Raw genomic sequence first — 8079 nt, forward strand, 5'->3', positions numbered from 1 at the left:
CTGCAGGTTGGGCAGGCCTTCCAGGAACAGGATGCGGTGGATCAGCTTGTCGGCGTGCTTCATCTCGCCGATCGATTCGTCGTAGGTGATCTTGCCCAGGCGCTTGAAACCCCAGTTCTCGTACATCCGCGCGTGCAGGAAATACTGGTTGACCGAGGTCAGCTCGTTGGTGAGCACCGCGTTCAGCAGCCTGATGATCTCTCTGTCGCCCTGCATCGCGGTCTCTCCGTCAAATCACGTGAAGCGGAAACTCCTGCGGCGGGCAGAAGGTGTCAAAGCCTATGTCTGCAAGTGATTTGCGGTTGCCGGCATATCTTTGCGAGTGATTGTCGCTCGCTGAAGACGATGGCGATTTCGGCCTATTCGGCGGCGAACCGCAGCGCCTCTCGCTCTTCGTCCAGGATCTGGCGCATGTCGCAGACGCAGCGGGCGCACTGTGGACGGGAGTCGCAGGCCTTGAAGATCTGGGCCGGGCGCGAGGCGCCGGCGGCGATGGCCGCACGGACCTGGCGTTCACGGATGCCGTTGCAGTTGCAGACGTACATGGCGCGCGAGCGGCTCCTGGCTGACCTTGAGACGCTAGCCTCTTGCGAACGCGTTTGCAAGTCATTCGCAACGGTTTGCGCGCGGCGCGGGGTCGCAGCGGCTCGCCTTCCTTTCCCGCGACGCGTGGGAGAGGAAGTTCGGTGCAGGCTGATCGAAGCGGCCGGCTTGTGGTAAGCGGGGACGGTGGACTGAGGACGGCATATGGACCTCGACGCGCTGATCCTGTCGCGGCTGCAGTTCGCGTTCACCATCGCGTTCCACATCATCTTTCCCAGCTTCACCATCGGGCTCGCCAGCTTCCTGGCGGTGCTGGAGGGGCTGTGGCTGGCGACGGGGAATGCGCGGTTCAAGGCGCTGTACCTGTTCTGGGTGAAGATCTTCGCGATCTCCTTCGGCATGGGCGTCGTCTCCGGCGTGGTGCTGAGCTACCAGATCGGCACCAACTGGAGCGTGTTCGCGGCGGTGACCGCGCCGGTGATCGGGCCGCTGCTGGCCTTCGAGGTGCTGACCGCCTTCTTCCTGGAGGCCTCCTTCCTCGGGGTGATGCTGTTCGGCTGGAAGAAGGTCGGGCCGGGCCTGCACTTCACCTCCACGGTGCTGGTGGCGGTGGGCACGCTGATCTCCGCCTTCTGGATCATCTCCGCCAACAGCTGGATGCAGTATCCGACCGGCTTCGAGACCCTGCCGGACGGCACGCTGCGGACCACCAGCTGGATGGAGGTGATCTTCTCGCCGACCTTCCTGGAGCGGTTCGCGCACATGACCCTGGCGGCCTACCTGACCACGTCGCTGGTGGTGGGCGCGGCGTCGGCGTGGCGGCTGTTGAAGGGGCCGGAGGCCGAGAGCTCGATCGCCCTGCGCATGGCCATCGGCATGTTCGCCATCGTCGCGCCGCTGCAGCTGGTGGTCGGCGACGCGTCCGGCAAGCGGGTGATGGAGGTGCAGCCGGCCAAGCTCGCGGCCATCGAGGCGTTCTGGGAGACCCGGCGCGAGCAGGCCTTTCACATCGCCGCCTGGCCGGACCGGGCCATCGCGGGCAACCGCTGGGAGCTGTCGATCCCCAAGGTCGGCAGCTGGATCACCGCCGGCAGCATCGACGCCGAGGTGAAGGGGCTGAAGGACTTCGCACCCGGCGACCGGCCGCCGGTGTTCATCGTCTTCTGGGCGTTCCGGATCATGGTCGGCCTGGGCGTGGCGATGATCGGGCTCGGCCTCTGGGGCGCGTTCCTCTGGTGGCGGGGGCGGCTGGAGACCAGCCCGCTGTTCCTGCGCTGCGCCGTCGCCATGGGCCCGGCAGGGTTCGTGGCGGTGATCTCCGGCTGGGTCGTGGCCGAGGTGGGCCGCCAGCCGTGGGTGGTCACCGGGGTCCTGCGCACCGCCGACGCGGTCTCGCCGGTGACCGCGGGCCAGGTCTCAACGTCCCTGATCGCCTTCATGGTGGTCTATGCGGTGATCTTCTCGGCGGGCGCGGTCTACATCCTGCGGCTGATGGCGGCCGGGCCCGCCGCCGCCGACGAGCCGCCGGACTCCCACGGTCGCGCGCCGGGTTCGCCGTTGGGCGCCGCTTCGGGAGAGGACGCGCCATGACCCTGGACCTCCCCTTCATCTGGGCCGGGATCATCGCGCTGGCGGTGCTGATGTACGTGCTGCTCGACGGCTTCGACCTCGGCATCGGCATCCTGTTCCCGTTCGCGACGCCGCAGGAGCGCGACGTGATGATGGAGTCGGTGGCGCCCATCTGGGACGGCAACGAGACCTGGCTGGTGCTGGGCGGCGGCGGGATGCTGGCGGCCTTCCCGTTCGCCTACGGGGCGCTGATGCCGGCGCTCTACGGCCCGATCCTGATCATGCTGCTGGCGCTGATCCTGCGCGGCGTCGCCTTCGAGTTCCGCCACCACGGCCGCAGGCGCGGCAAGGCCTTCTGGACCGCGGCGTTCGTGGGGGGTTCGTTGGCCGCCACGCTGGCCCAGGGCCTGGCGCTTGGCGGCTTCATCCAGGGCGTGACCCTGGCGGGGAAGGCGTTCGCCGGTGGGCCGCTGGACTGGCTCACGCCGTACAGCGCCGTCGTCGCCGTCGGGCTGGTGGCCGGCTACGCGCTGCTGGGGGCCACCTGGATCGTCTGGCGCACCGAGGGCGAGCTGCAGGCCAAGGCGCGCCGCTGGGCCTGGCAGTCGATGGCTGTCACCGCCGCCTTGCTGGCCGCTGTCAGCCTGGCCACGCTGGTGGTCCATCCGCGCGTCGTCGCGCGCTGGGGCTTCGGCGACGGAGGCTTCGACCTCGCGACGCTCCTGCCGCTGACGCCGATCCCGCTCGTCGGCATCGCCGGCCTGGCGATCGTGGCCTGGGGCCTGGGGCGGCGTCACCACGTGACGCCGTTCCTGGGATCCTATCTGGTGTTCTTCTCCGGCTACCTGGGCCTGGCGGTGAGCTTCTTCCCCAACATCGTGCCCTACGACATGACCTTCCGGCAGGCCGCCAACGCCGACAATGCGCTGGCGCTGATGCTGGTGGGCGTGGCGATCCTGCTGCCGGCGATCCTGGGCTACACGGTGTGGGTCTACTGGCTGTTCCGCGGCAAGGTGGGGACCGGTGCGGGCTATCATTGAGCCGCCGCCCGAGCCCGGCGCGGCCCTGCGGCCGCTGTGGCAGCGGCTGGCCTGGTTCGTGGGCCTGGCGGTGATGGGCGCCGGGGCCACGGCGGGCGTGTCCTATGCGATGCGGCTGTTGCTGCGCTAAGGCAGGGGCATGGCCCAACCGCTCTGCCGCCTCTACCTGATCACCCCGCCGCGCCTGGATGACCTGGCCGCTTTCGGCCACACCCTGGCGCACGCGCTGGACGCGGGCGACGTGGCGGCGCTGCAGATCCGGCTGAAGGACGTCGGCGACGACATCATCGCCGCCGCCACGGATGTGATCCTGCCGATCGCCCACGCCCGCGGCGTCGCGGTGATCATGAACGATCGCCCCGACCTCGCCGCCCGGCTCGGCTGCGACGGGGTCCACATCGGGCAGACGGACGGAAGCCTCGCCGAGGCCCGCCGCATCGTCGGCCCCGAGCGCATGGTCGGCGTGACCTGCCACGACAGCCTGCACCTGGCCATGGAGGCGGCCGAGGGCGGCGCGGACTACGTGGCCTTCGGCGCCTTCTTCCCGACCAGCACCAAGGAGGCGTCCACGCGCGCCGATCCCGAGATCCTCACCGGGTGGCAGGCCGACATGGTGGTTCCCTGCGTGGCGATCGGCGGGATCACCGCGGAGAACGCGCGTGGCCTGGCGGCGGCCGGGGCGGATTTCCTGGCGGTCTCGGCCGGGGTCTGGGCCCATGCCGATGGGCCAGCCGCCGCGGTGAACGCGCTGAACGCGGAGATCGCCGCGGGGCTGGCGGAGCGGGCGGCCGGAAAGTAGCTCGCCTTGCCTAAAACGCCCCCGGCGACTAGGTATCGCGCCCGCTATCCGTCGCCGAGATCTTTCATACCGTGAGCACCCAGTCAGCCCTCCTGAAGGTGATGAGCGACGCCGCGCGCAAGGCGGCCCGCGGGCTCAACCGCGACTTCGGCGAGCTGGCGGAGCTGCAGGTGGCCAAGAAGGCGCCGGCCGATTTCGTCTCCGCCGCCGACCTGAAGGCCGAGCAGGTCATCTTCGAAACGTTGAGCAAGGCCCGGCCGGGATATTCCTTCCACGGCGAGGAGCGGGGCCTGATCGAGGGCACCGACAAGACCCACACCTGGATCGTCGACCCGCTGGACGGGACCACCAACTTCCTGCACGCCATCCCGCACTTCGCGATCAACATCGCCCTGCAGCGCGAAGGCGCGATCGTGGCGGCGCTGACCCACAACCCGGTGACCAACGAGACGTTCTGGGCCGAGAAGGGCAAGGGCGCCTTCGTCAACGACCATCGCCTGAGGGTCGCAGCGCGCACGAAGCTGGACGAGAGCATCGTCGCCACCGGCATCCCTTTCCTCGGCCACGGCCAGCACGCCCGGTTCCTGAAGGAGCTGCACCAGGTCAGCCAGCGGGTGGCCGGCGTGCGCCGCTTCGGCTCGGCGGCCCTGGATATGGCGTGGGTGGCGGCGGGACGCTTCGACGCCTATTGGGAGCGGGACCTCAAGCCCTGGGACCTGGCGGCCGGGATGCTGCTGGTGACCGAGGCGGGGGGCAAGGTGACCGACGCCGAGGGCGGCGACACGGTGCTGCAGAGCGGCTCGGTGGTGGCCGGCAACCTGGATATCCACCCGGTTATCCTCAGTCGCCTGACCGCCGCAAAATAGGGCTAAGCTTCGGGTCATGAGCCTGACGCGCCGCACCTTGGCCGCCACCGGCATCGCGCTGGCCGCGACGCCTGCCTTCGGCCAACGGAAGAGACCCCTCGTCATCGCTCACCGGGGCGCCAGCGGCGAGCGGCCTGAACACACCCTGGCGGCCTACGCGCTCGCCATCGAACAGGGCGCGGACTTCATCGAGCCCGACCTGGTGTGCAGCAAGGACGGACATCTGGTGGTCCGCCACGAGAACGAGATTGCCGGCGCCACCGACGTGGCCGCCCGTCCGGAGTTCGCCGCACGCAAGGCGACCAAGGTCATCGACGGGGAGGCGGTCACCGGCTGGTTCACCGAGGACTTCACCCTGGCCGAGCTGAAGTCCCTGCGGTGTCGGGAGCGGCTGCCGGCGCTGCGGCCGGGCAGCGCCCGGTTCGACGGGCTCTATGCGATCCCGACCTACCAGGAGGTCCTGGACCTGGCCAAAGCCGAGGGCGGTCGCGTCGGCCGAACGATCGGGACCTATCCCGAGATGAAACACCCCGCCTATTTCACCGGTATCGGCCTTGGTCTTGAGGGCCGCCTGCTCGACGCGTTGAAAGCGAACGGGCTCAACGCCGCCGCCGCGCCGGTGTTCGTCCAGTGCTTCGAGGTCGAGCCGCTGAAGGCCTTCCACAAGCTGGGCGGCCGGGCGCGGCGGGTGATGCTGGTCAGCCAGGGCCCGGCGCCGGTGGATGTGGAGAGCGAGGCCGGGATCAAGGCCATCGCAGCCTTCGCCGAGGGGCTGGGGCCTGAGTGGCCATTGGTGGTCGCGACCGCCGGAGGCGACCTCGGCGCGCCGACCCGGCTCGTGGGCCGGGCGCATGCGGCCGGCCTGGCCGTCCACCCCTGGACCGTCCGCGCGGAAAACGCCTTCCTGCCGGCGAAGCTGAAGCGCGGTGGCGCGCCTGGCGACCACGGCGACGTCGAGCGGGTGTTCCGTGCGCTGTATGCGGCAGGGGTTGACGGGGTGTTCTCGGATTTCCCGGGTTTGGCGGCGCACGCGCGAGGTTAACCCCGCCGACGTGGTGTGGGCTTACGCCGCCTCGAACTGCAGCGCCGCCAACCGCGCGTAGAGGCCATTCCGCGCCACCAGCTCCGGATGCGTCCCCTCCTCCACCACCCGGCCTTCGTCCAGCACCACGATGCGGTCGGCCTTGAGCACCGTGGCCAGGCGGTGGGCGATGACCAGGGTGGTGTGACCCTGCATGGCCACGTCCAGGGCGCGCTGGACCAGATGCTCGTTCTCGGCGTCCAGCGCGCTGGTGGCCTCGTCCAGGAGCAGGATCGGGGCTCCGCGCACCAGGGCGCGGGCGATCGCCAGCCGCTGGCGCTGGCCGCCGCTGAGCGAGCGCGCCCGGTCGCCGACCTGCGTGTCGAGCCCCTCCGGCAGCGCGGTCAGGAACCCTTCGGCCTGGGCCGCACGTACGGCGGCCTGGACCTCCAGGTCGTTCGCCCCATCGCGACCGAAGCGCACGTTCTCGGCCGCCGAGCCGGAGAACAGCGGGCTCTCCTGGGCCACCAGCGCCATCCGTGCGCGGACCGCCTTCGGGTCGGCGTCGGTGAGATCGACGCCGTCGACCAGCACCCGGCCGACCTGCGGATCGTAGAAGCGCAGCAGGAGGCGGAAGACGGTGCTCTTGCCCGCGCCCGACGGGCCCACCAGCGCCACCCGCTCGCCCGGCCGAACGGTCAGCGAAAAATCCTTCAACGCCGGGAGGTCGGGGCGGCCGGGATAGGCGAAGGTCACGCGCTCGAACACTACCTCGCCGCGCGGCGGCTGCGGCAGGGCGATCGGGTGGGCCGGCGGCGCGACGCCCGGCCGCGCATCCAGCAGTTCGCCCACGCGCTCCATGGCGCCGGCCGCCTTCTGCACGTCGCCCCAGGTCTCGCCCAGCGCGCCTACGGAACTGGCCGCCAGCACCGAGAGGAAAGCGAACTGGAAGAGGGCCCCCCAGCTGATGTCGCCGCGAAGGCCGGCGTGGACGCCCAGCCAGAACACCCCCACCACGCCGCCGAACACCAGCACGATCACCGCTGCGGTCATCGCGGCACGCGTGGTGATGCGCCGCATCTGGGCGGCGAAGGCGTTCTCCACGGCGTCGCCGAACCGCTCGGCGGCGGCGCGCTCGCGCCCGAACGCCTGCACGGTCTCCAGCGCTTCCAGGCTCTCGCCGGCCGAACCCACCGCGTCGGCGAACCGGTCCTGGGCGCTGGTGGTGAGCTTCCGCACCCGGCGACCGAAGATGAACAACGGTGCGATCACGAACGGGAAGGTGAGCAGCACCAGGCCGGTCAGCCGGGGGCTGACGAACACCAGGAGGATCAGCGCCCCGACCAGGATCAGGAAGTTGCGCAGCGCCACCGAGATCGACGTCGCCAGCATGTTCTCGACGATGGCGATGTCGGTGGTGAGCCGCGACAGCACCTCGCCGGTGCGGGTGGAAAGGAAGAACGCAGGATCCAGGGTCAGGATATGGCCGTAGGTCTCCTTGCGCAGGTCCGCCACCACCCGCTCGCCCAGGCTGGTGACGAAGTAGAACCGCATGGCCGTGGCCACCGCGAGCGTCGCGGCGACCGCCCCGATCACCAGGAAGCGCTGGTCCACCGTGGCCGGGTCGAGGCCCTTGTCGGTGAGGTGGTCGACAACCAGCCGGATCGCGCCGGACATGCCCAGCGTCGCGCCGGACGACAGCAGGAGGAAGATCAGCGCGCCCAGCGCCCGACCCCAGTGGGCGGCCAGGAACGGGCCCAGGCGGCTCAGCGCAGCGACGTTGCGGCTGCGGTCGCGCTTGGCGGCGCCCTCGGCGAGCGACTGGGCCAGCGCCTGGCCCTCGCTGGGCCGGCCCGCGACCGGGGTCTCCTGGCCAGCCTCGCTCATTGGTCTCCCACCTTGCAATCACGGCCGCGTTTCTCTATACGCGCGGCTTCCTTTTCACCGCCCTCACCCGGCGGCCGGCCATCAGTGGCCGCTCCAATACGTCAGGCGCCCGTTCGATGAAACAAGACACCCACCCCGACTACCACTTCATCACGGTCGTGATGACCGACGGCAGCTCCTACAAGACGCGTTCCACCTACGGGAAGGAAGGCGACACCCTGAACCTGGACATCGATCCGAAGACCCATCCGGCGTGGACCGGCGGCGGCCACCACATGCTGGACCGCGGCGGGCGCGTGTCCCGCTTCAACGCCAAGTTCGGCGCCTTCACGCGGAAGTAGGCGCAAGCCTCAC

10 protein-coding genes are annotated in these 8079 nt (G+C 70.1%); 7 read left to right on the forward strand and 3 right to left on the reverse strand.

Translation table 11 applies throughout. The features are described from left to right. On the reverse strand, positions 1-216 hold a 216-nt coding region (locus QZV94_RS01130), incomplete at its 3' end, for a ferritin-like domain-containing protein (protein ID WP_293675955.1). Positions 217-359: 143 nt separating this feature from the next. Continuing rightward, positions 360-545, reverse strand: a complete 186-nt coding sequence (locus QZV94_RS01135) for a (2Fe-2S)-binding protein (RefSeq protein WP_293675956.1) — start codon at positions 543-545, stop codon at positions 360-362. Between the two features lie 202 nt (positions 546-747). Between QZV94_RS01135 and QZV94_RS01140 the strand changes: the two genes are divergently transcribed. The 6 genes from QZV94_RS01140 (at position 748) to QZV94_RS01165 (ending at position 5859) form a co-directional block, all read left to right on the forward strand. Further along, a complete protein-coding gene (locus QZV94_RS01140; protein WP_293675957.1) occupies positions 748-2133 on the forward strand; it encodes a cytochrome ubiquinol oxidase subunit I in 1386 nt (461 codons plus the stop codon). Then, positions 2130-3152, forward strand: a complete 1023-nt coding sequence (cydB, locus tag QZV94_RS01145) for a cytochrome d ubiquinol oxidase subunit II (protein WP_293675958.1) — start codon at positions 2130-2132, stop codon at positions 3150-3152. Before QZV94_RS01140 ends, cydB begins: the two co-directional genes overlap by 4 nt. Then, complete coding sequence (locus QZV94_RS01150) at positions 3136-3282, forward strand: hypothetical protein (protein WP_293675959.1); 147 nt, start codon at positions 3136-3138, stop codon at positions 3280-3282. The genes cydB and QZV94_RS01150 overlap by 17 nt, the downstream gene beginning before the upstream one ends. A 9-nt stretch (positions 3283-3291) precedes the next feature. After that, entirely contained in the window at positions 3292-3951 is a 660-nt protein-coding gene (thiE, locus tag QZV94_RS01155) for a thiamine phosphate synthase (protein WP_293675960.1), read from the forward strand. A 71-nt stretch (positions 3952-4022) separates the two neighbouring features. After that, positions 4023-4817 (forward strand): inositol monophosphatase family protein, encoded by a 795-nt coding sequence (locus tag QZV94_RS01160; protein ID WP_293675961.1) that lies wholly within the window; start codon positions 4023-4025, stop codon positions 4815-4817. Positions 4818-4833: 16 nt separating this feature from the next. After that, on the forward strand, positions 4834-5859 hold the full coding sequence (locus QZV94_RS01165) for a glycerophosphodiester phosphodiesterase (protein WP_293675962.1): 1026 nt from the start codon (positions 4834-4836) through the stop codon (positions 5857-5859). Positions 5860-5880: 21 nt separating this feature from the next. Here QZV94_RS01165 and QZV94_RS01170 read toward each other — a convergent pair whose 3' ends face one another. Continuing rightward, positions 5881-7725, reverse strand: a complete 1845-nt coding sequence (locus QZV94_RS01170) for an ABC transporter transmembrane domain-containing protein (protein WP_293675963.1) — start codon at positions 7723-7725, stop codon at positions 5881-5883. A gap of 116 nt (positions 7726-7841) precedes the next feature. On the opposite strand from QZV94_RS01170, the gene rpmE reads away from it, so the two are divergent. Next, a complete protein-coding gene (gene rpmE / locus QZV94_RS01175; protein ID WP_293675964.1) occupies positions 7842-8066 on the forward strand; it encodes a 50S ribosomal protein L31 in 225 nt (74 codons plus the stop codon). Positions 8067-8079 lie beyond the last annotated feature (13 nt).

The sequence above is a fragment of the uncultured Phenylobacterium sp. genome, assembly GCF_902826855.1.
Lineage (GTDB): Bacteria > Pseudomonadota > Alphaproteobacteria > Caulobacterales > Caulobacteraceae > Phenylobacterium.